Source organism: Rhodococcus sp. MurmanLake-1 (genome assembly GCF_056945715.1).
Genome location: NZ_JBWZNF010000011.1, coordinates 109,259 through 134,346, shown reverse-complemented (window position 1 = coordinate 134,346; position 25,088 = coordinate 109,259). Strand labels below are relative to the sequence as shown.

25 protein-coding genes are annotated in these 25,088 nt (G+C 61.0%); 8 read left to right on the top strand and 17 right to left on the bottom strand.

Going from position 1 to position 25,088, the window contains the following annotated elements; all coding sequences use genetic code 11:
• The 5 genes from AC2ETI_RS25840 to AC2ETI_RS25820 all read right to left on the bottom strand — a co-directional run bounded on the left by AC2ETI_RS25840 (position 1) and on the right by AC2ETI_RS25820 (position 5,369).
• Positions 1-372, bottom strand: a complete 372-nt coding sequence (locus AC2ETI_RS25840) for a nuclear transport factor 2 family protein (protein ID WP_007726173.1) — start codon at positions 370-372, stop codon at positions 1-3.
• Complete coding sequence (locus tag AC2ETI_RS25835) at positions 369-1,523, bottom strand: 3'(2'),5'-bisphosphate nucleotidase CysQ (RefSeq protein WP_483634606.1); 1,155 nt, start codon at positions 1,521-1,523, stop codon at positions 369-371. The genes AC2ETI_RS25840 and AC2ETI_RS25835 overlap by 4 nt, the downstream gene beginning before the upstream one ends.
• Positions 1,520-3,364 (bottom strand): adenylyl-sulfate kinase, encoded by a 1,845-nt coding sequence (gene cysC, locus AC2ETI_RS25830; RefSeq protein ID WP_483634605.1) that lies wholly within the window; start codon positions 3,362-3,364, stop codon positions 1,520-1,522. The genes AC2ETI_RS25835 and cysC overlap by 4 nt, the downstream gene beginning before the upstream one ends.
• Positions 3,364-4,290: a sulfate adenylyltransferase subunit CysD gene (gene cysD / locus AC2ETI_RS25825; RefSeq protein WP_019749195.1), complete on the bottom strand. Its 927-nt coding sequence runs from the start codon at positions 4,288-4,290 to the stop codon at positions 3,364-3,366. The genes cysC and cysD overlap by 1 nt, the downstream gene beginning before the upstream one ends.
• Positions 4,291-4,433: 143 nt before the next feature.
• On the bottom strand, positions 4,434-5,369 hold the full coding sequence (locus AC2ETI_RS25820) for a helix-turn-helix domain-containing protein (protein WP_256065374.1): 936 nt from the start codon (positions 5,367-5,369) through the stop codon (positions 4,434-4,436).
• A 116-nt stretch (positions 5,370-5,485) separates the two neighbouring features.
• Here AC2ETI_RS25820 and AC2ETI_RS25815 point away from each other — a divergent pair, with 116 nt between their 5' ends.
• From AC2ETI_RS25815 to AC2ETI_RS25805, 3 genes are read left to right on the top strand one after another with little or no spacing between them, the layout of a single operon-like run.
• Positions 5,486-6,652 (top strand): hypothetical protein, encoded by a 1,167-nt coding sequence (locus tag AC2ETI_RS25815; protein ID WP_483634604.1) that lies wholly within the window; start codon positions 5,486-5,488, stop codon positions 6,650-6,652.
• Positions 6,653-6,654: 2 nt separating this feature from the next.
• Complete coding sequence (locus AC2ETI_RS25810) at positions 6,655-7,437, top strand: SDR family oxidoreductase (RefSeq protein ID WP_007726165.1); 783 nt, start codon at positions 6,655-6,657, stop codon at positions 7,435-7,437.
• A 7-nt stretch (positions 7,438-7,444) separates the two neighbouring features.
• Complete coding sequence (locus AC2ETI_RS25805; protein ID WP_020908307.1) at positions 7,445-8,584, top strand: sulfotransferase family protein; 1,140 nt, start codon at positions 7,445-7,447, stop codon at positions 8,582-8,584.
• A gap of 85 nt (positions 8,585-8,669) precedes the next feature.
• Here the strand turns inward: AC2ETI_RS25805 and AC2ETI_RS25800 are convergent, their stop codons facing one another.
• Both AC2ETI_RS25800 and AC2ETI_RS25795 read right to left on the bottom strand, forming a co-directional pair.
• Positions 8,670-9,515 carry an alpha/beta fold hydrolase gene (locus AC2ETI_RS25800; RefSeq protein WP_019749200.1) on the bottom strand — a complete coding sequence of 282 codons (846 nt, stop codon included), beginning with the start codon at positions 9,513-9,515 and terminating at the stop codon, positions 8,670-8,672.
• Entirely contained in the window at positions 9,512-11,302 is a 1,791-nt protein-coding gene (locus AC2ETI_RS25795) for an N-acyl-D-amino-acid deacylase family protein (RefSeq protein WP_483634603.1), read from the bottom strand. The genes AC2ETI_RS25800 and AC2ETI_RS25795 overlap by 4 nt, the downstream gene beginning before the upstream one ends.
• Positions 11,303-11,399: 97 nt before the next feature.
• Here AC2ETI_RS25795 and AC2ETI_RS25790 point away from each other — a divergent pair, with 97 nt between their 5' ends.
• Together AC2ETI_RS25790 and AC2ETI_RS25785 are read left to right on the top strand one after the other, a co-directional pair.
• On the top strand, positions 11,400-12,047 hold the full coding sequence (locus AC2ETI_RS25790) for a TetR/AcrR family transcriptional regulator (RefSeq protein WP_046378816.1): 648 nt from the start codon (positions 11,400-11,402) through the stop codon (positions 12,045-12,047).
• A gap of 394 nt (positions 12,048-12,441) precedes the next feature.
• Complete coding sequence (locus AC2ETI_RS25785) at positions 12,442-12,567, top strand: hypothetical protein (RefSeq protein ID WP_255246884.1); 126 nt, start codon at positions 12,442-12,444, stop codon at positions 12,565-12,567.
• An 82-nt stretch (positions 12,568-12,649) separates the two neighbouring features.
• Here AC2ETI_RS25785 and dcm read toward each other — a convergent pair whose 3' ends face one another.
• A complete protein-coding gene (gene dcm, locus AC2ETI_RS25780) occupies positions 12,650-13,945 on the bottom strand; it encodes a DNA (cytosine-5-)-methyltransferase (protein WP_483634602.1) in 1,296 nt (431 codons plus the stop codon).
• A 380-nt stretch (positions 13,946-14,325) separates the two neighbouring features.
• On the opposite strand from dcm, the gene AC2ETI_RS25775 reads away from it, so the two are divergent.
• Together AC2ETI_RS25775 and AC2ETI_RS25770 are read left to right on the top strand one after the other, a co-directional pair.
• Entirely contained in the window at positions 14,326-15,594 is a 1,269-nt protein-coding gene (locus AC2ETI_RS25775; protein ID WP_483634601.1) for a hypothetical protein, read from the top strand.
• A gap of 159 nt (positions 15,595-15,753) precedes the next feature.
• Positions 15,754-16,569, top strand: coding sequence for a hypothetical protein (locus tag AC2ETI_RS25770; RefSeq protein WP_483634600.1), 816 nt, complete (start codon positions 15,754-15,756; stop codon positions 16,567-16,569).
• A gap of 6 nt (positions 16,570-16,575) precedes the next feature.
• Here AC2ETI_RS25770 and AC2ETI_RS25765 read toward each other — a convergent pair whose 3' ends face one another.
• The 9 genes from AC2ETI_RS25765 to AC2ETI_RS25725 form a co-directional block, all read right to left on the bottom strand.
• Positions 16,576-17,097: a tyrosine-type recombinase/integrase gene (locus AC2ETI_RS25765; RefSeq protein ID WP_483634599.1), complete on the bottom strand. Its 522-nt coding sequence runs from the start codon at positions 17,095-17,097 to the stop codon at positions 16,576-16,578.
• The gene (locus AC2ETI_RS25760; RefSeq protein WP_483634598.1) at positions 17,081-17,989 is read right to left on the bottom strand and encodes a tyrosine-type recombinase/integrase; all 909 of its coding nucleotides are present in this window, start codon (positions 17,987-17,989) and stop codon (positions 17,081-17,083) included. Before AC2ETI_RS25760 ends, AC2ETI_RS25765 begins: the two co-directional genes overlap by 17 nt.
• Before the next feature lies 1 nt (position 17,990).
• Positions 17,991-18,143 carry a recombinase family protein gene (locus tag AC2ETI_RS25755; protein ID WP_483634597.1) on the bottom strand — a complete coding sequence of 51 codons (153 nt, stop codon included), beginning with the start codon at positions 18,141-18,143 and terminating at the stop codon, positions 17,991-17,993.
• A 29-nt stretch (positions 18,144-18,172) separates the two neighbouring features.
• A complete protein-coding gene (locus AC2ETI_RS25750) occupies positions 18,173-18,628 on the bottom strand; it encodes a recombinase family protein (protein WP_483634596.1) in 456 nt (151 codons plus the stop codon).
• A 241-nt stretch (positions 18,629-18,869) separates the two neighbouring features.
• The gene (locus AC2ETI_RS25745) at positions 18,870-19,355 is read right to left on the bottom strand and encodes a hypothetical protein (RefSeq protein ID WP_483634595.1); all 486 of its coding nucleotides are present in this window, start codon (positions 19,353-19,355) and stop codon (positions 18,870-18,872) included.
• A 516-nt stretch (positions 19,356-19,871) separates the two neighbouring features.
• Positions 19,872-22,085 (bottom strand): bifunctional DNA primase/polymerase, encoded by a 2,214-nt coding sequence (locus AC2ETI_RS25740; RefSeq protein ID WP_483634594.1) that lies wholly within the window; start codon positions 22,083-22,085, stop codon positions 19,872-19,874.
• A 383-nt stretch (positions 22,086-22,468) separates the two neighbouring features.
• On the bottom strand, positions 22,469-23,257 hold the full coding sequence (locus tag AC2ETI_RS25735; RefSeq protein ID WP_483634593.1) for a hypothetical protein: 789 nt from the start codon (positions 23,255-23,257) through the stop codon (positions 22,469-22,471).
• Positions 23,254-23,397 (bottom strand): hypothetical protein, encoded by a 144-nt coding sequence (locus AC2ETI_RS25730; RefSeq protein ID WP_483634592.1) that lies wholly within the window; start codon positions 23,395-23,397, stop codon positions 23,254-23,256. The genes AC2ETI_RS25735 and AC2ETI_RS25730 overlap by 4 nt, the downstream gene beginning before the upstream one ends.
• 720 nt (positions 23,398-24,117) lie before the next feature.
• Entirely contained in the window at positions 24,118-24,531 is a 414-nt protein-coding gene (locus tag AC2ETI_RS25725) for a DUF732 domain-containing protein (protein WP_483634591.1), read from the bottom strand.
• A 51-nt stretch (positions 24,532-24,582) separates the two neighbouring features.
• Between AC2ETI_RS25725 and AC2ETI_RS25720 the strand changes: the two genes are divergently transcribed.
• Complete coding sequence (locus AC2ETI_RS25720; RefSeq protein WP_483634590.1) at positions 24,583-24,942, top strand: helix-turn-helix domain-containing protein; 360 nt, start codon at positions 24,583-24,585, stop codon at positions 24,940-24,942.
• Positions 24,943-25,088 lie beyond the last annotated feature (146 nt).

Below are 25,088 nucleotides of genomic sequence, written 5' to 3'. Positions count from 1 at the left end.
TCAGGCCTGGCCGGCTGCCGCGTTGATCGGTGCCATGTCGAAATAGTCGCGCCAGGCTTTGATCTTTCCGTCCTCGACTTCGAATACCCCCATGACCGGGAGCGCTACCTCGGCGCCGTTGATGGTGAAGACGTCGACGCGCTCGTTCATGACGGTGTTGCCGTCCGCGACCTGACGCTTGATCTGAAAGTCGATGTTGCCGAAGGCACCGACAAACTGCTCGATGAACGCCCGGACGGCCTCGCGACCGACCACGGGCTCCATCGGAATGTTGTGATAAACGACGTCATCGGTGAAGTAGTCGACGATCTTTGCAACATCGGCGTCCGCCCACAGCGCACAGAAATCGGTGATCAGCTTGTCCGATGTCATTGTGTTCCAGCCTCTTTCGAATCGTTTTCGTAGGGTTCGATGATTGCCAGGATGCTTTCGATCTCGCCTGCCGGTATCCCGAAGTACTCGGTGACGAAAACTGTGACGGCCGGTGCCTGGCCAGGTGTTCCGAGGTCGAGCAGATACCGCGCGACGACGCTCTCGCCCCACTCACGCAGCGCGAGTTCACGTATCGCCACGATTCCGCGATATTGCTGCCCCTGTTCGAGCTCGTTGCTGATGAAAGCGCCGGTGTCACCGGTTCGCTGACCGTTCTCGACCCGCCAGGCGTCAGCGGCGAATCGGACCTTCGTTGCGTCGTGAGTGAGCAATGCGTTCACGTATTCACGCGCCATGGCGACGCGCCCACTGACCGCAGACTCCGTGGAGTGCTTGGCAATTGCACCCAGGATCGACTCAGCCAACTCCGGTCGGCAGATCACGAGATCCGGAAGGTAGGGATGAGATTCGTTGTAGAGCAGCGGTGAACCGTCGATGCGGCTGCAATGCAGCCCGGCCGCCTGTGCGACGCCGACGGGTGCAGCCGAATCCCATTCCCACTGCCCACCGGCGTGCAGGTAGGCGTCGACCTCGCCTCGCACCACCGCCATCGCCTTGGCGCCGGCCGATCCCATGTGCACCACGTCGGCGCCGAGTTCGGCTGCCACCGCTTCGGTGAATGCGGGTGGTCGCGATCCGCTGACTACTACGCGGAGCGGCGAATTCGCGGGAACCGAATCGGCCTCCTCGCCACTGGAGTACACCGCTCCGAGCGCCGGCTGAGCAACCGCGGCTGCGGTAATTCCGCTACCGCGCTCCCAAAGCGCCACGTGCACTGCCCAATCCGCGTGATCCGGCAAGCCGTATTCCTTGGAGCCGTCCAGCGGATCGATGATCCAAACCCGGGATGCGTCCAGACGATTGCGATCATCGGCAGACTCCTCCGAGAGCACGGAATCCTCCGGCCGCTCGGCGGCCAACCGGTCGAGGATGTAGGAATCGGCGGCCTTGTCGCCCCGGCGACCTAGCTCACGACCGTCGTCGACACCCAGGCCCTCGGCTCGGATCCCCAGGAGGATCGCACCAGCGGCCTGCGCCAATTCCGCCGCGAGTGCCTCGTCGGCGATTCTGCTGTGTGTGGATTCGCTCACCGGTCCAACACTTCCATAATTCGCAGCGCAAGTTCGGTAGGCGTTCCGTCTTCGGGTCTGATCACCAGCTCGGCACTGGCTGGAGCCTCGTACGGATCGTCGACTCCGGTGAAACCCTTGATTTCCCCGGCCCTGGCCTTGGCGTACATCCCCTTGGGGTCTCGGGCTTCACATTGCTCGATCGGGGTGTCGACGTAAACCTCGACGAACTTCAGCCCGGCGGCCTCGTGCGCCGCCCGCACTCGATCACGATCTTCGCGGTACGGGCTGATCAGGCAAGCCACTGCCACTGCACCTGAATCAGCGAACAGCTGCGCCACCGAGCCGACTCGGCGGACGTTCTCGGCTCGGTCCTCGGCACTGAATCCCAGATCCGCGTTCAATCCGTGCCGGAGGTTGTCGCCGTCGAGGCGGTACGCGGGGATACCCGCGGCCACCAAGCGGCGTTCGAGTTCCACGGCGATCGTCGACTTGCCCGAGGCCGAGAGACCGGTGAGCCAGACGGTGGCGCCGGCAGTCGCACGTTCCTCGCGAGAAACCTCCGCACTGTGCCAGACGACGCGCGATTCCTTGAGTGTCGGACCGTTGATCATTCCGGCCGCGACGGTGTTGCCCGTGGTCTCGTCCACGAGGATGAAGCTGCCTGTCACGCGGTTGCGGCGGTAGGGATCGAACATCAACGGCTGCTGCGTTTTGATCGAGATGCGACCGATCTCATTGAGGGACAGAGATTCTGCCTTCTCGTCGCGGTGCAGAGAATTGACGTCCAGGCGATAGTCGAGCTTGACGATCTGCGCTTTCGTGGAGCGCGTGGTGTGCAGCAACGAGTAGCGGTTGTTCTCCGACAGGGTGGTCTGTTCAGTCAACCAACAGACCATCGCATCGATTTCCTGCCCGACCTGCGGCCGGTTGTTGAGCCGACACAATTGGTCCCCTCGGCTGACGTCGAGATCGTCGACCAGCTCGATGCAGACGGCCGAGGGCGCAAACGCCTCGTCGATCACGTCACCGCCCGGCCCGTGGACTGCCTTCACCGTCGAGGTGAATCCTGAAGGCAAAGCCACGATTTCGTCGCCGGGTTTGAAGACGCCACTGGCCACCGTTCCGGCGTATCCACGGAAATCGTGGAGGTCGGCATCCGTTTGCTTCTGCGGACGGATCACGTACTGCACCGGGAAACGCGCGTCGATCAAGTTGCGATCCGAAGCGATGTGCACCTGCTCGAGATGGTGCAGCAGAGAAGGCCCGTCGTACCAGGACATGTTCTCGGTCCGGGCAACGATGTTGTCCCCCAACAGCGCCGACACCGGAATGAACGTCAGATCGTGGACGTCCAGTTTGATCGCGAATTGCCGGAATTCTTCCTTGATCTCCTCGAACCGTTCCTGAGACCAGCCCACGAGGTCCATTTTGTTCACACACAGCACGAGGTGGGGTATCCCCAGGAGAGTCGACAAGAAAGCGTGCCGTCGCGTCTGTTCGAGCACACCCTTGCGTGCGTCCACCAGGATCAGGGCAAGGTCGGCCGTCGAAGCGCCGGTCACCATGTTGCGGGTGTACTGCTCGTGCCCGGGTGTGTCCGCGATGATGAACTTCCGGTGAGGGGTCGCGAAATACCGGTGGGCGACGTCGATCGTGATGCCCTGTTCACGCTCGGCGCGCAATCCGTCGGTCAGTAGCGCGAGGTTGGCGTACTCGTCGCCGCGTTCCCGACTGCTCCGCTCCACGGCCTCGAGTTGGTCCTCGAAGATCGACTTGGAGTCGTAGAGCAACCGGCCGATGAGTGTTGATTTCCCGTCGTCGACACTCCCCGCTGTAGCGACTCTCAGCAGTTGCGGCATCAGAAGTACCCCTCTTTCTTACGATCTTCCATGCCAGCTTCGGAAATCCGGTCATCAGCTCTGGTTGCGCCACGCTCCGTGATACGGCTCGCCGCAACTTCTTCCACGACAGCGGCCGGTGTTTCGGCCGACGATTCGACGCATCCGGTACACGTTGCGTCGCCGACCGTACGGAAGCGCACCAACGCCTCGTAGGACTCCTCGCCGGCGCGAAGCTCGAGGAAGCGGGTGCGTGCCAACAACATTCCGTCGCGCGGAACGACTTCGCGACGATGGGCGTAGTAGATGCCGGGAAGGTCGATCCGTTCCTTCTCGATGTACTGCCAGATGTCGAGCTCTGTCCAGTTGGAGAGCGGGAAGATCCGAATGTGTTCACCCTTACGGTGTTTGCCGTTGTACAGGTTCCACAGTTCAGGTCGCTGCACCTTGGGATCCCACTGCCCGAACTCGTCCCGGAAGCTGAACACCCTCTCTTTGGCGCGCGCCTTCTCCTCGTCTCGGCGAGCACCACCGAACACGGCGTCGAACTTGTTGTCGCGAATTCCGCGCAGCAACGCGTGCGTCTGCAGGCGATTGCGACTGGAACCGACTCCGGTGTCCTCGATGACGCGTCCGGCGTCGATGTCGTCTTGCACACTGGAGACGACAAGACGCAGGTTGAAGCGATCGACCGTGCGGTCGCGGAACTCGATCACCTCGTCGAAATTGTGACCGGTGTCGACGTGCATCACGGCGAACGGCAATGGAGCAGGCCAGAATGCCTTGGCCGCTACGTGCAGCATCACGACGGAATCCTTACCTCCGGAGAACAGGAGGACCGGCTTTTCGAAAGTCGCTGCGACTTCGCGGAAAATATGGACCGCCTCCGCTTCGAGTGCCCGCAAATGCGACAACTCGTAGGCGGGCGGGGTCTGGAGTGTTGCCATGTCTTTCGCTCCTGAGCATCACGTACTCCGTGCGGAACACCATTTCCGCATCGGTACATTTATGTACCGGACTGGTTCTAAATTGAACGCAATCACAGAATAGAACTCGTTCTACCCAAAGGTCAATGACCGGCAATCAGACGTCACAAACCGCGAACCGGACTCCGGCCACCAACTTCCGCCGTCACCGCATCCGCCGCCGCAACCAGCGCCACAGCCCTTCGCTCGATCTCGGCGCCCGTAATCGCCCCGCCCACATAAAGTGTCAGCACAAGGGCCTGATGTCCCTCGGCGTCGTAGGTCGGGGCCGCGATGAGACTGACGGGATGCTCGTCGTCAGAGCTGATGTCGCGCCCGAGGTACACCCTCTCGCCCAGGCTCGACACCATCTCACCGAGCAGTTCACGCACCTCCGGCGGAAGATCGTGCGTCGCAACGCCCGCCATCAGCGTGTGCAGGCGCTGCCCGACGGGATCCAGACTCTCGACCAGATACCCCGCAGCGCGACACTCGCGGACCACGTTCCACAGACGCTCGCGATCCAAGCGCACCGGCAGGCTCGGCTCTTTGCCCAGCCAACTGTCCATGTCGTGATCCGAACCCCAGAGGACGTACATCAGTCCGACCGGTGGAGCGAACGGGTACACCTGACCGACCTTGGCGGCGCGACGCGCGCCGATCGGTCCGGTCACTTCGAGAACGCTGATCTGATCACCGATCACACCGGACGCCGTGCACGTCGTCCCGAACTCCGTGCTCACTTTCTCCAGATGGGTGCGGGCAATGGGTCCGACGGCAAATCCCCGCTGAGCTGCACGTCCGGCTGCGATCAAGGCCGGACCGAGCCCATAGGTCTTCGACACCTCGTCCCGAGTCAGGTATCCACGATCAGCCAGCGCCGTGAGGATTCCCAGGCAGGTGGGCTTGCTGATCTCGAGCGCGCGGGCCAGTTCCGACAGCCCGAACCGCTGATCAGGGCGGCCGACGAGGTAGTCGAGCACCTGAACCACCCGTTCGGTGGGAGGCGATTGTCTCCCCCTCGGGCGTCCCTCTTCAGGCGTCTTCTCCGGTCCACCCATTGACCACTCCCTAGAACGCGTTCTATTGTCGAAATACCCAACATCTACCAAATAGGTACATATTTGTACCACGACGCTCTGGACCGGCGATATAGTCGGAACTGTGAGGAGCCAGCGTGCTGACGGACCCGTTTGCCGAGGCGATCGCCGAAGCCGAGAAATTGATCGAGACTGCGCCGCACATCAGATCCGAACAGGATCTACTGGAGGGATACCAATACCTGGCCGGCGGAATCATCGCGACGACGCATGCCGCCTGGGCCAGCGAAAAGACCCATCCGAGTTTCATCCAGGGCACCGGACCATTCACCAAGATGGGTCTCGACAACCCGGACACCCTCTACTTCGGCGCCCGTATCAACGACGACAAGGAATACAAGGTCACCGGAAAGCGCGGCACCACAGCCGATCTCAGCTTCCAGGTGTTGAGTGGGAACTACACCAACTCCAACGTTCCCGGAAGCGAAATCGCCTTCGACGACCGCGAGCTGGAGATAGACGACGACGGCAACTTCGTCGCTTGGTTCGGCCCTGGCCCCGCCGACGGCCGAGCCAACTACTACACCCTGGCCCCCGGATCCTCGCAGCTGGTCGTTCGCGAGGTCTACAGCGACTGGAGTCAGCAGCGCGGCGTGATCCGCATCGAGCGCACCGATTCGATCGGGATCGCGCCGCCACCTCTCACCGCCGAAGAGACCGAGAAGCGTTACGCCCGGGCTGGGAAGGCACTGGTCACGCGGGTCAAGACGTGGCTCCAGTTCCCGGAGTGGTTCTACCTCAAGCTCACGGTCAACACCATGACCGAACCACGCCTGACACCGGGCGGGCTGGCAACGCAGTACTCGTCGGTGGGACATTACGAACTCACCGACGAGCAGGCGATGATCATCACCGTTCCCGCCTCCGACGCACCGTATCTCGGCTTCCAACTGGGGAGCCTCTGGTACATCTCACTGGACTACGTCAATCATCAGACCTCCCTCAACAACGGCCAGGCACAGGTCGATCCGGACGGGATGGTCCGAATGGTGGTCAGCGAGAGGAACCCCGGTGTCACCAACTGGATCGAAACCGTCGGACATCCGCGCGGCATTCTGCAGTTCCGTTGGCAGCGCGTGTCCCGCGAGCTGACGCCGCAGGACGGTCCCACCGTCGAAATCGTCGCCGTCGCAGATATTGCGAAGCACCTGCCGCATTTCGACACCAACACCATCACCGCCGAGGACTGGGCAGCGCGCATTGCCCAGCGCCAGGCCGCCATCGACAACCGAATGCTGGGGTAATCATGACCGCCTTGCTCGAAGACCGTGTAGTAGTCATCTCCGGAGTCGGCCCGGCACTCGGCCGCGCTCTGGCCCTTCGATGTGCGTCGGCCGGCGCGAGTCTTGTTCTCGCAGCACGTACGCAATCGCGACTCGACGACGTTGCGAAAGAAATAGTCGATGCCGGTGGGCGCGCCGTCACCGTTGCCACCGACATCACCGACCAGGCTTCCGCCGAGAATCTGGTGGCCGAGTCCATTGCCGCCTACGGCAAAGTCGACACTCTGATCAACAACGCATTCTCGATTCCGTCGATGAAACCGTTGGCTCGCACCGATTACCAGCACATCCGCGACAGCATCGAACTGACCGTACTGGGTGCGTTGCGCCTGACTCAGCTGTTCACGCCGGCACTTGCCGAGTCGGACGGCTCCGTGGTGAACATCAATTCGATGGTGTTGCGGCATTCGCAAGAGCGTTACGGCAGCTACAAGATGGCGAAGTCGGCCCTGCTCGCCATGTCGCAGTCCCTGGCCACCGAACTCGGCCCGCAGGGAATTCGTGTCAATTCGATTGCACCCGGCTATATCTGGGGCGACACCCTCAAGGGATACTTCGCGCACCAGGCGGAGAAGTTCGGCATGACTGTCGAGCAGATCTACGAGCACACTGCGTCGAACACCGACCTCAAGCGCCTGCCGACGACGGATGAAGTATCCGATGCGGCGATCTTCCTGGCGTCCCCGATGGCCAGCGCGATCACCGGCCAATGCATCGACGTCAACTGCGGCGAATTCCATCACTAGGAGCACCATGACTGAACGCACTCACGTCGGCACCGTCGAGGATCTCCATGCCTCGGCGACGCGGATGACCGGCCTGACGGACTTCGGCGTCGACGATTACACCGAGGCTCTGTCGGTCCTCCTCGAGTCTTACGACCGCGACGAGGATCTGACGCCCTTCGGCAGCAAGATCTCTCGGGTATTCCTTCGCGGCGCCTTGGTGGCCCGTCTCCTCAGCGAATCGGCGTGGAAGGAGCATCCGGAACACGCCGACGTCAAGATCGAGCGGCCGATCTTCGTCACCGGATTGCCACGCACGGGCACCACTGCCTTGCACCGCCTCCTCACGGTCGACCCGGCTCACCAGGGCCTCGAGATGTGGCTGACCGAGTTCCCTCAGCCTCGCCCGCCTCGCGATACGTGGGAATCGAACCCGGTCTTCGCCAAGATCGAGGAGACGTTCGGTCAACACCATGTCGAGCATCCCGAATTCATGGGCGTGCACTACATGTCGGCCAGCGAAGTCGAAGAATGTTGGCAGCTCTTGCGTCAGACGTTCAAGTCCGTGTCGTACGAGTGCCTGGCAAATCTACCCACGTACTCCGCATGGCTGAAGGACCAGGAGTGGTCGAACGCCTATGCACGACACAAGAAGAACCTGCAGCTGATCGGTCTGCCCGATCAGGATCGACGGTGGGTCCTCAAGAACCCGAGCCACCTGTTTGCGCTCGACGAATTGATGGAGGCGTACCCCGACGCTCTCGTCATCCAGACTCACCGCTCCCCTACGACGATCATTCCGTCGGTGTGCAGCCTGGCCGCCCAGGCGACAGAGGGTTGGTCGAACACATTCACCGACAAGGTGATCGGCGAAAGTCAGCTCGAATTGTGGGCCAGGGGGCTCGAGCAGTTCGACAGTGCACGCGCACACCACAATCCCGCGCAGTTCATCGACGTCGACTATCAGGACTTCGTCACCGATCCACTGGGAACCGTCGAGAACATCTACACGCACTTCGACATCCCGTTGACATCTACCGCCCAGCAGTCGATGGAGGCCATGCACGAGGAAAGCCGCTCGGGTGCTCGCAAACCGTCGCACAAGTACACGCTCGAGGAGTTCGGCCTGACGAAGGAACAGGTGGAGGAGCGATTCGGAACTCGCTGACCACCGTTGGTCGACGACCTTGCTGACGACCTTGCTGACGACTGAAGCCCCCGCCGGACGGCGGGGGCTTCAGTACGCAACTCGGTCAGCTGCTGAAATGCTCGCCGAGCAACCGGTCCAACTCCGTCGGCGCCTCGTCGGGAATCCAGTGGCTCACACCCCGGAGAACTTCGAACCGATACGGACCGTCGACAAACGCGGGAGTGAGGGCAGAACCCTTGGGCCCGATGGCGGCGTCGCCGTCACTCCAGACGTGCAGGGTCGGCACGGTGACCCGGGCAGCTGCCGGGTTCGGCTTGGTCATCCACATCGCGCGGTACCAGTTCAGACCGCCGCGCAGTCTGCCGGGAGCGAGCATGGCGTTCAGATCGCGCCGCGCATTCTCCGGCGTCTGCCCACTCGAAACCAGGAACTTCTCGCCCAGCGATGACGAGGCCAGAATCTTCTCAGGAACGAAGGGTAATTGGAACGCCCCCATGTACCACGATTTCAGTCCCTGAGTGCTGGTCACCATCGCCTTGATGAAGGCCAGCGGGTGCGGAACCGACACCGTGGTAACGGTATCGAGCAAATCCGGCCGTTCGGCAGCCACCTGCCACGCGACCGCGGCACCCCAGTCGTGGCCGACCAGGTGCACCTTCCCCACACCGAGTGTGTCGATCAGCGCGACAGTGTCGGCGGCGAGTTCGGACCCGCGGTAGGCCCAGCGCGCTTTCGGCCGGGCACCGGGTGAGTACCCTCGCTGGTCCGGCGCCACGGTGCGGAAGCCGCGGGCGTGCAGTAACGGCGCGAGGTGATCCCATGAGCGGGAATCCTGCGGAAATCCGTGCAGGAGGACCACGACCGGACCGTCTGCCGGTCCTTCGTCGCGTACGTCGAAAGTCAGCCCGGACCGGGAGTACGAGGTGAGGCGATCCGCCGGCGTAGTCATAGCGCCACGCTAGTCTTCGCGGCCCGTGTAATCGGAGCCTTTTCACCTGCGCGCAGGAACTGGCCTGTCTTTTCGATGCCGAATCCCGGGGCGAATTCACCTTCGCGGTAGACGAGTCGGCCGTTGATCACTGTCGCGACGGCCGCATCGTCGCTGCGGTTGACCATTCGACTGATCCCGCCGTACTCGGGAACGGTTGCCTCGAACAAGCCGTCGACCGACTCGTCGAGCCCGGCTGGATCGATGACAACGAAGTCCGCGCGGTCGCCCTGGCGTAGATGTCCGGCGTCGATGCCGTACCAGTCCGCCAGTTCACCGGTCAGGCGGTGGATTGCGCGCTCGATGGTGAGGAACGGCTTGCGGTCACTCTGAGCGTCCTTGACGCGCTTGAGGAGTCGCACCGGGTAGTTGTAGAACGCCATGTTGCGCAGATGTGCGCCGGCATCGCCGAAGCCCATCTGCACACCGGAACTCGCGGCGAGTTTCTTCGCGAACTTGGGCCGGTGATTGGCAATGGTGGTGCGCCAGCGAAGATCTCGCCCGTACTTCACCACCAGGTCGAGGTACGCGTCCACCGGGTGCACTCCGCGGATGTCACCGACCTGACCGAAGTTCTTGCCGATCAACGTCTCGTCCGGGCATCCCACGATGACCGCATCGTAGAAATTGCGATGCCAGATGCGGGGTGAGAACTTGTTGTCGTAGTCCTTACGGAATGCGCGACGGTACGACTCGTCCTGGAGCAGTTCGTTGCGCTCCACCTGGTCCTTGAGATGCAAAGCGGCGGCGCCGGCACCGAACTCCTCGAACACGACGAGGTCAATTCCATCCGCGTAGACGGTGAAGGGAACCGGAAGGTGCTGCCACTTGAAATCGGTCTTCGCGAAGCGATTGAGCAGTGGGGCCGCAGCGAGCATGAAGTACACGATCACCGGGTAGGCCTTCGAATCCGCACCGGAGAGCAGCGACGTCTTGAGCGGCTTCTTGCGTCCGATGGCGGAGCTTTCGGCGAAGAACGCCGCGACGTTCGGATGCAGGTTGATGGTCGGAGCGCTCTGCAAGATCTTTCCGCGATCACGAAGGATGCGGTTGAGGAATCGGAACTCTTTCCACCGTGCATACGTCGACGGCAAAGAGCGAGAACGGTATTCGTCGCCGTCGATCTTGTCGAGGGCATTGGTCATCGACGACAGGCCTAGCATCCCCGCATCGATGGCGTCCTCGAGCATCGAGCCCATCCGGCCGCGTTCCGAGCGGGTCGGCTTGACCTTCTTGTCGGTGCCGCGCCCCAATCCGAGTACGTGCGTGCGGATGTCGGAGTGGCCGATGAATGCCGCGACATTGGGTCCGAGGGGAAGGGCTTCGAGTGCGGCGGTGTAGGCCGCGGGACCGGTCCAGGTCTTGTTCGCTTCGAGGATGCGCAGCACCGCGTCGTGGGGAACTGCTTCGACCCGGCTGAACAGGTCAGCTATCTCACGCGGGGTCGAATACACCGTCGACAGCGAGCAATTGCCGAGCACGACCGTAGTGACGCCGTGGCGAACCGATTCCGGAAGGCCTGGACTGACCAAGGCTTCGGCGTCGTAGTGCGTGTGGACGTCGACAAAGCCCGGGAGAACCCACTTGCCGGCCGCGTCGATCACCTCGGTGTCCGGCCCGATCTCCAGGCGCGTCGTGGACACCTCCGCGACCACGCCGTCTCGAATTCCGAGATTTCGACGCAGACCAGGAGCCCCCGTCCCGTCGAACCACAACCCGTCGTTGACCACGATGTCGAAAGCAGACACTGTCGGACTCCTCGCCTCACGTATGTGTTACCTCACGTTATAGACAGCGTTGAGTAAAAGTCAATGAGCCTTCCGAACCAATACATAAGATGTCGGAATGGCCGCAGTCCCCCGCTCCCCCGAAGACCGTCAGAGGCAAATCCTCGAGGTAGCAGTACGCATGTTGCGGACCGAGCCTTTCGACCAACTGTCGATGGATCGCGTCGCAGCCGAGGCCGGTGTCTCGCCGCCACTGCTGTTTCACTACTTCAAGAACAAGAAGGGTTTCCAGAACGCCATCCTCGAGGCCGCCTCGGCCGACCTCGAAGATCGAATGCGACCGGATCCCGAACTACCGATCACGTCCCAGCTGCGTTCAGGTATCGAAACATTCGTCGATGCCGTTATCGAGCACCCCACCATTTACCTCGCCGTGATGCGTATGGCCGGCAGTGGCGACGTCCGGATGCGCACGATCTACCGCGGGATGCGCCGAACGTTCACCACGTGGATCGTCGCGGCGCTCACAAATTTGGGCATCGAATCGAATGCGACCGTCGAGGCGACCATCGCCGGGTGGCAGGCATTCATGGAGGAAATAGTCGTCAACTGGATCGACGAGCCGACCCTCGAACGAGGCGAGATGGTCGACCTCTGCGAACGAATTTTCTACCACTGCCTACCGGCGGCGGGCATCAGCGTGGAACAAATAGTGGCGGCCACCATGGCTGCGACGGCCAGTGAGTCCGGCGCAACAAAACTGTGATCTTCGCGCCGGGGTTTCACAGGTGGTCACGATTGGGTATCTTGCTTGCAGTGGCGCTGGACCACGACCCCAACACATGAAGGATCCAACATGGAGTCTGTCGAAAACGTATTGCCCGAGGGTGTCAAGCTCGAAGACGTCTTGAGTGTCCTCAAGGTCGCAGTTGCGGGCATCGGCCTCATCAGCGCACTTTCGGCATTCAGCTGATCGCAAAGCGTCATCGACAGGCCGGACTTCGGGGAGTCCGGCCTGTTTTTTGTTTCCGCTCCTGAACAATCCGTGAACTTTTCAGCAACTTCAGCGCAAAGTGGTCATTTCGACCAAAACAAACGTCCAGTTTGCTAACTTGTGTCTGCGACACAAGGTCGTACAGAAACACCACGCAGACACAACCTTGTACATACAAACCTGTACATACGACACGGAGGACCGAAACATGGGTTCCATCAACACCCTCAGCGCCGTCATCGACATCATCAAGGTCGTCCAGCCGTTGATCGCCAAGCTCAACCTCAGCTGATTCGCTTGCACCACACCCCTGCCAGGGCGTAACTCGAAATGGGGCCGACATTGTCGGCCCCATTTTCCGTAGGTGCTCTATCTCAGCCGAGTGCCTTCTTGATCTCTCCTGCCAGTACCGACGCCAGCTGCGGCGGCACCGCATTGCCGATCATCGTGCGCACCGCTCCCCACTTACCCTCGAAGACGTAGTCGTCGGGAAAGGTCTGGAGGCGAGCAGCTTCTCGAACGGTCAACGATCGCGTGTGTTTCGGATGCACGTTGCGTGAAGCCGAGATCATCCCGAAAGTGGTTCCGACCGTGGACGCCGGCTCGTCCCACCGGAGGCGCTTGTACGTCGTGTTGTACCCGGACGACGGTCGCATGGCCGGATCTTCGTTGTCGTGCGCCGACATTCCTTCTGGTACATCACGCAGCCACCGCAAGACGTGCTCGGGATGCTCGACGGCCCAGTGCAGCGGGTCCGTCTCGCAAGCCTGCCCGGATTCCAGCGGGGCCAGGTCGACGGTGGCATCGCGAAAAGTCCTCAGCGGCGCAACACCATTCACGCCGTGAGTCTTCGGCGGAAAACGCAGCGGCCCGATACTACTGTCGCGGCGGGTCGCCACCATGAACACTCGTTCCCGGAACTGCGGGACGCCGTAATCCTGCGCATTGACCGTGTTGACCGACGCGTCGTAACCGCATGCAGCCATCTCGCCGAGAATCCGGTCGACGACCATCCCACCGTCCGGGTCCTTCATGCTGAGCAGCAGTCGCACGTTTTCCATCACCAAGACCTTCGGCTTCACCAATTCGGCGAGCTGCAGCAGGTTCCGGAAGAGATGGTTGCGCGGATCGTCGCGGTCTCGCCGGCCGGCGAGGCTGAACCCCTGACACGGCGGTCCCCCAGCCAACACATCGATGTCCACTTGTGCCAGAAGATCTTTCACCCGGGCTTCGTCGATCGCCCGAATGTCCTCGCCGAGGCACCTCGCGCCGGGGAAGTTCCGATCGAAGGTCGCACGCGCCTCCGGCACGACTTCGATGTATCCCTCCACCGAAAACCCCGCCATCCGAAAGCCTTCGGCCATACCGCCACAACCCGAGAACGCTGTCAATACGGTGGGGCCGCCGCTTCCTGCCCCCGCGACGGCACGCCTGGCCACCGAGGCGGGGTCGTTGACCGGTGTCACTCGACGCGCACGGGTACTGCCGCTCGATCGCTTCCGGGGGGCCGCGTACGTACCCTCACGCTTGGCCGCTTCCAGCGCGGAGAGGGCCGTGAGAACTGCTCGTTCCGCCGGTGGCTTCGGATACGCCTTGTCGAGTTCCCACGCGGAGACGACGGCTGACGAGACTCCCGCTTGACGGGCGAACTGGAACTGACTGATCCCCACGTCCAAGCGCCGTGATCGCAGGTCCTGTCCCGAAATCAATTCAGTGCCTCACTCATATGGTCCGCTCGCTCCGGCAGCCCAGACTATCGCAGCCGACCCCGTGAACCGGGACCTCACAAGGAAGACCGGCAGGCGGTATGCCTGCCGGTCTCCGACACGAGCGGATGACGGGACTCGAACCCGTGTGAACGGCTTTGCAGGCCGGTTAAGGCAAGACCGTTGACGTGGGGCGTAGGGCTAATCTATGCAGGCAGTGGTCCCGTGCTGCAAGGTATCGCAGCGTGCCAGCCGAGTCAGCACCTCCGCCGTACCTCCTGCTTGAAGCGGATGGAACACTATAAATGTCAACGATCAGGCACCGAGGGGTGGACAGGCGACTCATGAGCAGTGGCGAGAATATTTGGCACGACTTCGGCTTCAGCAGCAATCCGTACAGCACGAAGGAACTCGAGGCGAACGCAGAAGGTGACGCGTTGCTCGTTGGACGCGATAGTGAAGTCAAGAAGCTACAACGTCATTGGAAGTCCATGTCGACCCTCGCAACCGTCGAGGGTCCGGCAGGCGTCGGAAAGACAAGCCTCGTAGCAGTCGCAACATACCGCGCAATGCAAACGAGTCTGGCGCAGCGTAAGGATCTAGTTGTCCCGCTGAACAAAGTGATCCAGTTCGATGAAGACGTCGACCGAATCGAGCAGGCGGCATATCTGGCCATCGCACAGACTCTCCACGCACATGCAACAACACTGAGCAACTGCGGCCATATTCTGCCCGATATATCGGAAATTGCTACCTGGATCAACTCACCCGTGTTCAGAGGAAAGACCGCGACGCTGAGCGGCTTCGGCGGAGGGTACACATCGTCGCCGAATACAGGCGAAGGGTTTCGATCGTCAGGGCTGAAGGAGAACATCGACTACATTCTGAACCAGACCTTTCCCGCAGGCACCGGGGGAGCAATCATCGGCATCATGGACAACCTCGAACTGCTCCAAACGTCACAGAGCGCCCGCGATTGCCTGGAGACGATGCGTGACACAGTATTCCAGATCCCAGGCGTCAAATGGGTCCTCGTTGGCGCGAATGGAATTGTCCGCTCATCCGTGTCGACACCAAGACTTTCGGGTCGAGTTGCACAGCCGATTCGCCTGGATCCGATCCCCGACGGCACGATTGCCGAGTTGATGCGACGCCGACTCGATCATTACGGAATTAATGATTCCGCTTCACCTCCAATAGACGAGAATGACTTCGAGCGCCTATATCAAATTTGTGGGAGAAATCTTCGAGATGCCTTCTCACACGCACAGAACTATTCCATGTGGTTCGTAGATGAGGCGCCGTCGGATCCCGACCCACTATCAGCCTGGATTAAGTCTCAAATCGCTGAGTTCCGCGCTGATTTTGACGCCGTGACACCTGAGCCATGGGCCCTGTACAAGCGGATAATCGCAAACGGCGGGGCGGTAAAGACCTCACAGTTGGTTGAAGACGGAGAAACCTACCCCCAAGCGATTCGCTACCGCGTGCGCATTCTCGAGAATGCGAAACTGGTCGAAACCGTCGGCACACCAAGCGATATGAGGGTAAAGATCGTCAAGCTCACACCTATTGGATGGTTCGCCAAACACGTACTGTTTCCGACCCTTTAGCTCCTTACGAACCTATTCCTATACGGCGCGCATCGGCACCACGTTGTTCTGCTGCGCTAGTTGACCCAGGCCCTCAAGCGCAGCCGTTGCGTCGGCGTGGTCGCCTCGCTGTTTCAAGCAATCCATCGACTTCCGACCCCGCCTCCTACAGGACTGACCATGACCTCCGATATCACAATTAGTCCTACATGCTGGTGGTGCGGCGGACTAGCCAACTCGCGCGAACATCGCGTCAAGGCATCAGAACTGAAGAAGATGTTCCAGGATGCAGACCATCTAATCCTCGGTGGCATCGGCCGCCGCCCGACCAAGTTCAGGGGGCCAGGAGCGAAACCGATGCTCTTCCCCAAAATCATGTGTCGAGACTGCAACAACGCACGCAGCCAACCGTTCGACAATGCATACGACCACTTCGTTCAAAAGATCCGGGATGACCCCGAGTACTTTCGGGCACGACAGTGGATCGACATGACCGATATATTTCAGTCCGACCCATCCGGCCCCAATAATCTTGCACGCTACTACATGAAGAATATCGCCTGCCGGATCGCAGAAATTGGATTCGCCGTACCTCAGCAAATAGTTGACTTCATGAACGGCGCACCGTTCATGCCGAACGCAATACTCGTCCTTTACAAGGATTTCTCCAACTTCGACCAGTTCGTTCGAGCCGGAACCGACGGTTACTATCCGTTCGCGAACCGAATGCACGACCCCGAATCTCCGCAGGACGGACTGCTCGACGGATTCTGTGCGGAGATTCAGAGTGGACCAGTAGGCGCATTGTTCTGGTGGGGAAGTTCATATCGCGGAGGTCACAATTTTGGGTTGCAGCCTGTAATCCCACTAAGGGAGCGCCACGACCTGCCACATCACGAACTCCACGAGGATGAATGGGATCGAGCGAGCAAGATGAAGCTAGCTATGGACATGCAGCTACCCACTATGCAGCCGGCATCCGATGAGCCCCGATGATGGACCTCAGCCCGCTCGCATAGGCACCACGTTATCGGGCTGCGCTGATTGCCCAAGCGCACCCAGCGCAGTCATCGCATCGGAATGATCGTCTTGGAACAGGTGCGCGTACACCCCGAGCGTGACGTTCGTGTTCGCATGGCCCATGAACTTGGACAACACAAACGGCTGAATCCCAGCCGCAATACACAGACTGGCGTACGTGTGCCGCAGGCTGTGGAAGCGAAAGTCGTCGGGTAGTCCTGCGCCTGCCAGATTCGCAAGGTGGACAGCGGGCCGGTACACCTGCCCGTAGAAGTTCCGATGGACTACGGGCGTATCCCAGTCCAGCAACAACCGCGCCTCAGCATCCGCGACTGGTTGGCGGGCAGATTGTTCGGCGGGAGTCATCCGTTTACCCTTGCGCGGTCCGCTCTCGTGGATGGGTGCCCGCTTGCCCGTGGGCTTCTGCCACGCCAGCGCACCGGCAGGGAACAACGGCGCAGACGGCTCATCCGCTCGCGGGTGCGCTTCAAGGTAGTCGCGCAAAACCGCGACCGTTGCCGGGGTCAGTGACACCTTCCGCCGGCTCCCCCGCGGCTTGGGGGGTGTCGTAGACAATCTCCGGCTTACCGGGCGTCGCGTTGGACTCCGGATTGACGAGCGGTCCGTACTTCACCAACACCGTCCGCGCCACGTGAACCGCCCCAGGAGCGGTGTGATTGTGCGGTTGAGGCAACTTGACGTCGCACACCTGCAAACCAGCCAGTTCAGCGGCGCGCAGGCCAGTCCAGGCGGCAACGTGCACCGTCACGTTGTATGGCCAAGGCGTTGCTGTCACGAGAGCGGCCACTTGGTCCGCAGCAAGGAATTGCGCTGGGTCCACAATGCCGTCCGTCACCTTGTTAGCTGACTTCGCGGAATCGAGCACGGCAGCGACGGCAGTCCTGTCGGTGGGCAGCGTGACGTGGTCACACGGATTGGCACTGATCCGTCCGTCGGCAACAGCTTGGTCCAGAACTTGTTTGAGAATGAAATACTGATGCTTGATTGTGCTGGGGCGTTTGCTTTCGCTCACACGGCGCGCTATCCAACTGACGATCAGCGGGCGGGTGATCTTCTTCAGCGGGTAGCCGCCGAAGGTCGCGTCCAGATCCGCGCCTGTATTGAGAATGTAGGCGTACCCCTGACGGGTGCGCGGCTTCAGGTCCACCCGCGAGGCCAGCCAATCCCCCGCCACCGAGCGAAACGTCACCCCTCCGGCTTTCGCGTCGAACGTGGTGCCCCGGTTCTGGTTGAAGTCGACCTCGGTCGCATAGTCCTCGGCAGCCTTCTTGTTCGTGAACCCGCCCTTACTCCGCCCCTTGCCGTCCGGGGTGCGGTACTTGACCACGTAGCGGGTCTGGCCGCTGCTCGTCGTCCGCTTTTGAGCGTGTGCCATGTCAGGCCACTGCCTTCGTTGTCAGGCCGAGGCGCTTCAACGCGCTGCGGACAGTTGAGTAGTGCCAGGTGTCGCCTCCGGTGGCAGTGAGGACACCTTCGTCAGTGAGACGCGAAGCAATTGCCTTCGCCCCGAACCCTTCTGCGTGGAGCACTTGGATACGCCGCTGGGTAGCCGGAGCGATCAGCCGTCCACGTCCTTGCTGCCGTTGGGCTTCCAAACCTTCGCGGGTGCGTTCGGCGATCTTGCGACGTCCCTCTGCGGCCACTGCCAGGCGCACGTCTGCGACAAGGCGCTGGCTCGGTCCCCGCTGTCGGCACCGTTGCAGTCCATCAGTCGCCAGCCGTATCGCTCAGCTCGCTTGAAGAGTTCGGCGGCGTCCAACTGGTCGCGGGTTGCTCGGTCCAGCGCGCGCACCAGCAGCACGTCAGCGACGCAGTTCTCAAGCGCGGCGATGGCGACAGACCTGCCGTGCATCAGGTCGGCCTTGGCTCCGCTGACCACGTCCACCGTTACCGTCAGCAAGTCATGGCCGTTGGCTTCGCACCAACGCTCCATCGCATCTCGCTGCGCGGCCAGTCCGTATCCGTCGTCGCCCTGCGCTTTGGTACTCACTCGCACGTACCCGATGATCCTCATACCCTTTCTCTACCTTGCAGGTTGGGGGGCGTTGCAACACAAGGGTGGTTGCGCCCCCTGCACCCCAACCATACCGGCGGGCGTTGCGCCCATGACGGTGAGTTATGTTGTCTCGCTGGAATATTCGCACCACACCGAGGGTGGACTGTCGACTTCGGATTTGAGCTGCTACGGCCCACGGTGCGGGCAACTGCCCACCCGCGCCCATCAAATCCGATGCGGCGACGGATGGGCCGGTCTATTAGCGGTTACGGCGGCGCGCCTGCGGTGCCAGCGGTGGGGCGGTTGCCCGTAGCTGGTTGAGTGCGTCTTCCATTGGCATCAGTCCACCACTTGTGGAGTTCTGTGGTTCAGAGGCCGGGGCCGGTTGTTCACGGACAGTGCGACTCGGCACGTAGGCAATGTCTTCCCGGTCGTCACTGTCGTCCTGGTCAACCGGCTCGGCGTCGATCCAATCTGGAATCAACACATCTGAAACGCCGCGCGCTGCAAGGCTTTCCGATCGACTGCCGCCTTCCATCATTTCGGTAAGCAATTCCTCAAAGGGCTTGCTTGGCCCGACCTCAACAGAGACGACAGTCTTCGCACGCAAGCCCGCACGGTCCAACGCATCTTTGATCGCCGCGAGCTCTACCGCTGCCGGGGCGTCGGCGGCGGTGGCGGTGGCGGTGGCGGTGGCGGTGGCGGTGGCGGTGGCGGTGGCGATGCCTAGCAACTCCTTCGCCATGCGATCCGCCGCGAGTTCCAATCTGACACGGGCTTTCGCCTTCACCTGTGGACTGCGTCCACCGTGCGTGCCGCACACGTTCCCACCGTTGATAGCAGCCCTCCGGCAGGGTTCGCCGTTGTGCGATGCGCAGCGCACGGTCGTGCTGGCTGCCTTCCGTCAGACCACGCCGTAGCGAGAGCACCTTCCTTCTCTCCAACCTTTGATGCGTCGGGAATCGGCTCTACCGAAACCTCCACTACCGCATTCTGATTGGCGACCAATTCCGTTGTGTGCGAGGTGTTCTCGATCATTCTCTTCCAGCCTTCTTGTGTGGTGGATTGTCTAAATGTGGGCCATGCGGCCAGGTGGGGTACGGGGGGTACGTGTACCCCCCACCCTCAGATATGTCCTATACCCGCGATTGGTATTTTCATCATCTACCTGGGGTTTTACAGCGCGCTGGCAACCGTTTTGGCGCACAAGGGGGGTACGTGTACCCCTCTGTACCCCCCTTGCGCAGAGAGTGTGGACAGCTCACTCCAGCGGCTTCATTACGAGGGAATAGCTACCTTGCTGACCTTCGATCCGATCAGCAATGCCTGCTGCCACAAGACGATCGGCTGTCTCGTCGTAGTACTCTCGCAACTCCATTCGCAGGGCCTTCCGGCCGTCCTTACGGGTCAGCTCGCCGGTCTTCTGTAGGTGCTTTCTCGTGAGCTGGAGTGCCCGGTCGAGCAGTGCTGTTTCCATTGCGTCGGCTTGAGCAACCGCGCGTTCGCCTTCTGCGCGACCGCGACTGCGGTTCGCCTCTCCAGCCTTGGCCTGAAGCGTCTGCCGTACCTGTGCACGAGTCCGATCGCTAATCGCCTTGACAATGCCCGCCAGATACCAATCTTCCTCGGTCACGGCATCGGTGCGTCCGGCCAACCACATCAGTGCCGCAGCTACTTTCAGCCGCGCAAGCAATCCATGACTGTCCAGGTCGTCAGTGTCGCGGCCGTCGAGCTTGGCGGCCACTTCGGCGTCAATCGCTTCCACCGCCGAACGCGGAACGTCAAGCACTTGGAACTCGTCAGGGTTTGGCTCATCGCTCAGCTTCATTCGTGCAACGTTGAATAGGAGGCGGGTCTCTTTGCCGTCAGCCGACTGCACAGTCTCCGTGGCGTTCTCGGTCAACAGCTCACCTCCGGGCCAACGCGGCAACTTCAGTACCTCGGGGTTTTCGGGGAGCTCGCGGGGCCGGTCAGGATCAGTGGTGGGAAACCACAAGAATCGCTGTGGTGTACCACCGTCTGCATCCCCGAACAGCGTCTGCGACCGCCCCGGCTGCACCCCTACAACCATCGTCATCCGGTAGCGGTGATCCTTGATGAGGATCTTCTTGTCGTCTGCGGCGTAGCTGAAGCCCAACTGCTCACCCATCCACGCCTTACGCAGTTCGGGCATGAGCGTGGAGCCGCTACGGCCCTTCAGCGCCGCCAACGAGTCGATCTCCGGCACACTGAACAACACCGAATTGCGGATATCGACCTGTTCGCGACCCTTCTTGTATGCGTACTCCTTGAGAATCCCTTCGCCGCTACCCGGTGAAGCCGAATGCACGACGGGACTTGTCAGCACAGCAGCTTTCGCCGCCATTTCCGACGTGCCTTTTCCACTGCCTGACTTCGCGGCGATAGCAACGAACAGGTTCAAGCTGCCGTGGTCACCGACCAAGGGCGGCAACACAACACACGGGGGAACCACCGCCATTGCTCGCGCCAACACCACCCCAAACATCGACCACGGACCCACCCTGCGCGAGCGCGCAAAGTCCCGCAGATTGCTCAGTTCGGTTCGCGCTGACCAGAACTCACGGTCGTCGATCATGGCCGCGGCTGGATTGTCGCTGTTCAAGCGGGCGAGTGTCTCGGCCGGATCAGCCAGCAACGCCTGAGCGGCTGCCCACCGAGCCGTGCGAGCAAACTCGTCAGGAGCCGGCCGATTGCGACCACTTCCAGCGCTCCGATCGACGAACGACGCGATAAACGCTTCTTGCAGTTCAGCAGTCGCCAGTTCAGCCGGATAGCATCCGGCAATCGCCTCGCGGTCGGCCATCGGCAGCGCATTCACAAGTGCCCCATGCCGGGACATTCCTCCATCGACATTCTGCTCGAATACTTTTCGTGCACCTGCTAGCGCGCCAGGGCGACGATTGGCAGCATAGTCGGCGAAGAACTCGTCTAACTCGACGTTCGTCATCGGCGGCGCTTCGTTCTCCGACGCTGCACGTAGACACACACGCAATCCGTCGGGCAGAGTCGAAACCTCGCCCATCCGTACCCACCGGTAGTCACCGTCATCGTCAACGTGTGGTGTGGGGGCCGCGATGATGACGCCATTCTTACCGCGCACATCACCGAACGGCGCAAACGTACCAACACTGTTGCCATACCCGTCATCGTTGAGGAACAGATAGTGACCACGATCAGGGTTGTCTTTGCGGCTGAGCTGGCATATGCCGTTAGCTAACCCGTCGCGCAGGTCGGATGGCAGCTCATCTAGTGCGCCGTTATCTAAGTCGAAGATCACCGCCCCAGATCGCCCTGCGTGCAAAGCGATTCCGTAGGCCGGGTTCCTGTCCCACCACCATTTTCGAATCTGGTCGGGATCGCGCGAGGACAGGGCTCGGCCATCCGTTCCCGACGACACTGCCAGGGTGCTTGGTCCCGGGTTTGACCGGCAGAATGAACCAACCCGCCTTGGCATAGGCCAAGGCTGCGACTTGCAGAGTCATTTCGTTCACTCCGCCCGGAACCCGTAGATCGGATATCTCCGGGGAACTCGGCAACTCATCTATGTTCTGCATTCGAAATTTACTGCGCTGCTTAGTTTTACGAGGTAGCAGCACGGCACGGGCAGATGTATTATTGGCCACAATGGTCCTTGTTCTGGGAGTGTTCTTCGGTAAGAGAGTCGCCGACCTGCTGCCCAACACCAGGTCGGCGACTTCTTTTCTATCTGTAGCTACGTTGACGTCGCCGCCACGTACTTGGGCGTATAGGCAGGGCCCGTAAAGCCACCCGCGCGGAGCTCAGGCACCTGCGAACGGGCACCTAGCAGCCACATTGCAGGGTGCGCAACGGCGCTAGTCAGATGTACTCATCCGACGGATAGCCAACGACAGCCGTCCAGTCGTCGCTGCGGGTATGCCAATCGAGTCCGCGGCAAACGGAGTCCCGATCGAACCCCGACCTGCATTTATCGCAGGTCGGAAAGACCCGCAGCAGTCCCGTATCCACCAGCAGATAGTCGTCCAGCGGGGTCGGCGAACGGTCCGCGCACCAGGAGCAATGGTGGCTCATCATCGTCACCTGGCTGACGAGCCGCCGCCCCGAGCTATCAGGCGCAACCGGCCAAGCCAGGGCTCCGTCGTGCTCAGTCCACTCCCGGAAATGGAACACCACGAGACCAATTGGCTGGCCGCCGTACTCGAGCACATCAAGCATCTGCTCATGGCCCGCATCGAGGAGGCGTTGCTGCTTCGCGGTGATCTGTCGTCGCTCACGTTCCTCCGCCCGTAGCTGCTCCACGGTGTAACGAACGTCGCCAGGTCGCTCAGGCAAGGGCCGTCGACCGGTGTTGCCGTACACGCAGTCAGTGCCGCGCAACCCGACCATGTCTACTCTCGGCGCAATCGCCTTCGCCCGATCAAGCCCCGCGCTGATTACAGAATGCTCCCGTGCAGCCGGTGACAGCTTGCGCGCTGGTCGAGTCTCGACTACACCGCCAGCCAGGATCACTTTCGCGTGCGGATTTGTCGCCGCGTTTCGCTGATCCACCAATGGATGCGCCTGTCGTAACGCGGCATAGTCCCCGCGTTCGCGGGCATCCAACGCAGGGAACGCCTTTCGGAGCTCAGCCAGCGTGTGAGAAGTCATGCGGCACCGAACTTTCCGGTGTGCGCAAGGCTCAAGATCCAGTCAAAAAGGTCACGCTCGGCCATCACATTCCACCCGCTGATCTTGTAGACGGGCAGTTCGCGTCGATCGATCGCCGTCCGCAGCCTAGTAGGGGCCATCGGCACTCCGAGTTTGTTCGCGGATGAACGTAAAAGCGCCTTCGCGGCCCTTGATCGTCGGTAGGGGGTTGAGCCCGTCACGATTGACGAACGGTCGCCGACGAGGCGCTTCGCCTGTTCGGGCGATTGGGCTTGCTACTGCCTGCTGACTCATGGGAAACTCCCTTATCGGGTCTCCTGAAACGCAAAAAATCGCAGGAGACCATCGTTATTGATGGAAACCTGGGAGTTCCGATTTCATCCCGGCTAGTCGTGGGCCGTTCCTTGAGCCAACAGTGATCGGACTTGCCTCGGAAGGCACCCGCTATCTTCGCTCGGTCAGGCTTGCTCTCGGTATGTCACTAAGCGTTTGCTCAGCCACGACATTGGCCGCACCAGGCGCGGTGGTGGCCGCTTTTGGTGCTGCCACCACCGTAGCGTGAGAGGCGTGGCCCGCAAGCCCTAGTGCGTTGATAGTCGTTCCAGCACAACAGTTTTCGAAAATCTTGTCTCAATTTGCCAATTTGCCAACTGCTGTGATTTGCGGCCTGAAATCCACGGAGGCGGCCTCAATTGAAGAAAAGCTCCGCAACTGTGCGCGAGGAAACTCAAGGAGTGCGTCCGAGTGGACGCAGAACACGACAAAGCCCCGCCGCGAAGGTAGCGGGGTTCAAGGTCGAACATGGGTCTGTGCCTACTGAGTCGCAGTCTCGCAATTGATCGACCGCACGAGGGTATCTGCTAATTCAAGACCTTCGCTGCATGCTCTGGGCAGTAGTAGCGACCCGAGTCGACGACCAACACCCCAGCATCAAATTTATCCCAACCGAAAATCTGGTACGGCGCATCGTCCGCATGATGCTCCCGCAGGTAGTTGAGAATTGTTTGCACCAGCGCCTCTTCTGTGTAGCCCAGATCGAAGTACCCACAGATCGACTGCGCCAAGAATTCCAGCCGCGCATTTGGAATTGCACCCTTGAAGAAAGCATTCGTAGCGTCCCAGAAATCCGTTGCGTTTACTGCCGCTGCCCGCACTGATGACGTTGGCGCCGAAGTTGTCTGCACCTTGGAATTTAGCGAGGCCATCGTTTCGTCGCTCGCTCCGTCGTCCACACCACTGCATCCAGCAATACACAGCGCAGCAGTCACGCTCATCGCCAGAGTCCACCGTTTCATTTGTTCCCCTAAGTCTTGGCGACCCTCCAAATGGGATCGCAGCTGAATCATATGCACACCGTTTATGAGCTTGAACAGCTAATACGATGTTTACGCTCTGGACGATTACGCCCTAGACGTATGTGCTGTCTGGCGATGCCTACCCTCAAACCACCAATCAACGCCACATTGGCGGAGTTTGGCGTTCGTGCGAGAGCCAGGCGGGTTGCTCTTGGCTGGAGCCAGGAAGTCGCCGCCGACCACATCGGCATTCGCTTCACACATCTTGGCCAGGTGGAACGAGGACAACGAAGCTCCCGCATTGAGAACATTCTCAAACTTGCTGCCGGATTGCAGACCACTCCCGGTGAGCTCCTGGACGATCTACCGCTCCCTACTGAAAACGACTGAACCCCGCCGAGGGATTAGTTCGACGGGGTTCATTGCCGTGCCGTTGCGCGTGGCGCGGCTGGCAACTGCAGGGATGCAACACCCTTTAGACCGGCCCACCGAGCGTGTGTGGAGGTGTGCTGTGCCGGGTACACACACGCGCGCAC

Bases quoted from the DNA above. Each gene is read 5' to 3' on its own strand.
- AC2ETI_RS25735 (WP_483634593.1), bottom strand. From the start codon at position 23,257: ATGACTTCTCACACGCTGGCTGAGCTCCGAAAGGCGTTCCCTGCGTTG.
- AC2ETI_RS25745 (WP_483634595.1), bottom strand. From the start codon at position 19,355: ATGGCGAAGGAGTTGCTAGGCATCGCCACCGCCACCGCCACCGCCACC.
- AC2ETI_RS25805 (WP_020908307.1), top strand. From the start codon at position 7,445: ATGACTGAACGCACTCACGTCGGCACCGTCGAGGATCTCCATGCCTCG.
- AC2ETI_RS25740 (WP_483634594.1), bottom strand. From the start codon at position 22,085: ATGCCAAGGCGGGTTGGTTCATTCTGCCGGTCAAACCCGGGACCAAGC.
- AC2ETI_RS25790 (WP_046378816.1), top strand. From the start codon at position 11,400: ATGGCCGCAGTCCCCCGCTCCCCCGAAGACCGTCAGAGGCAAATCCTC.
- AC2ETI_RS25720 (WP_483634590.1), top strand. From the start codon at position 24,583: ATGGGATCGCAGCTGAATCATATGCACACCGTTTATGAGCTTGAACAG.
- cysD (WP_019749195.1), bottom strand. From the start codon at position 4,290: ATGGCAACACTCCAGACCCCGCCCGCCTACGAGTTGTCGCATTTGCGG.
- AC2ETI_RS25800 (WP_019749200.1), bottom strand. From the start codon at position 9,515: ATGACTACGCCGGCGGATCGCCTCACCTCGTACTCCCGGTCCGGGCTG.
- AC2ETI_RS25840 (WP_007726173.1), bottom strand. From the start codon at position 372: ATGACATCGGACAAGCTGATCACCGATTTCTGTGCGCTGTGGGCGGAC.
- AC2ETI_RS25810 (WP_007726165.1), top strand. From the start codon at position 6,655: ATGACCGCCTTGCTCGAAGACCGTGTAGTAGTCATCTCCGGAGTCGGC.
- AC2ETI_RS25725 (WP_483634591.1), bottom strand. From the start codon at position 24,531: ATGAGCGTGACTGCTGCGCTGTGTATTGCTGGATGCAGTGGTGTGGAC.
- AC2ETI_RS25760 (WP_483634598.1), bottom strand. From the start codon at position 17,989: ATGGCACACGCTCAAAAGCGGACGACGAGCAGCGGCCAGACCCGCTAC.
- cysC (WP_483634605.1), bottom strand. From the start codon at position 3,364: ATGCCGCAACTGCTGAGAGTCGCTACAGCGGGGAGTGTCGACGACGGG.
- AC2ETI_RS25820 (WP_256065374.1), bottom strand. From the start codon at position 5,369: ATGGGTGGACCGGAGAAGACGCCTGAAGAGGGACGCCCGAGGGGGAGA.
- AC2ETI_RS25750 (WP_483634596.1), bottom strand. From the start codon at position 18,628: ATGAGGATCATCGGGTACGTGCGAGTGAGTACCAAAGCGCAGGGCGAC.
- AC2ETI_RS25775 (WP_483634601.1), top strand. From the start codon at position 14,326: ATGAGCAGTGGCGAGAATATTTGGCACGACTTCGGCTTCAGCAGCAAT.
- AC2ETI_RS25730 (WP_483634592.1), bottom strand. From the start codon at position 23,397: ATGGCCCCTACTAGGCTGCGGACGGCGATCGATCGACGCGAACTGCCC.
- AC2ETI_RS25770 (WP_483634600.1), top strand. From the start codon at position 15,754: ATGACCTCCGATATCACAATTAGTCCTACATGCTGGTGGTGCGGCGGA.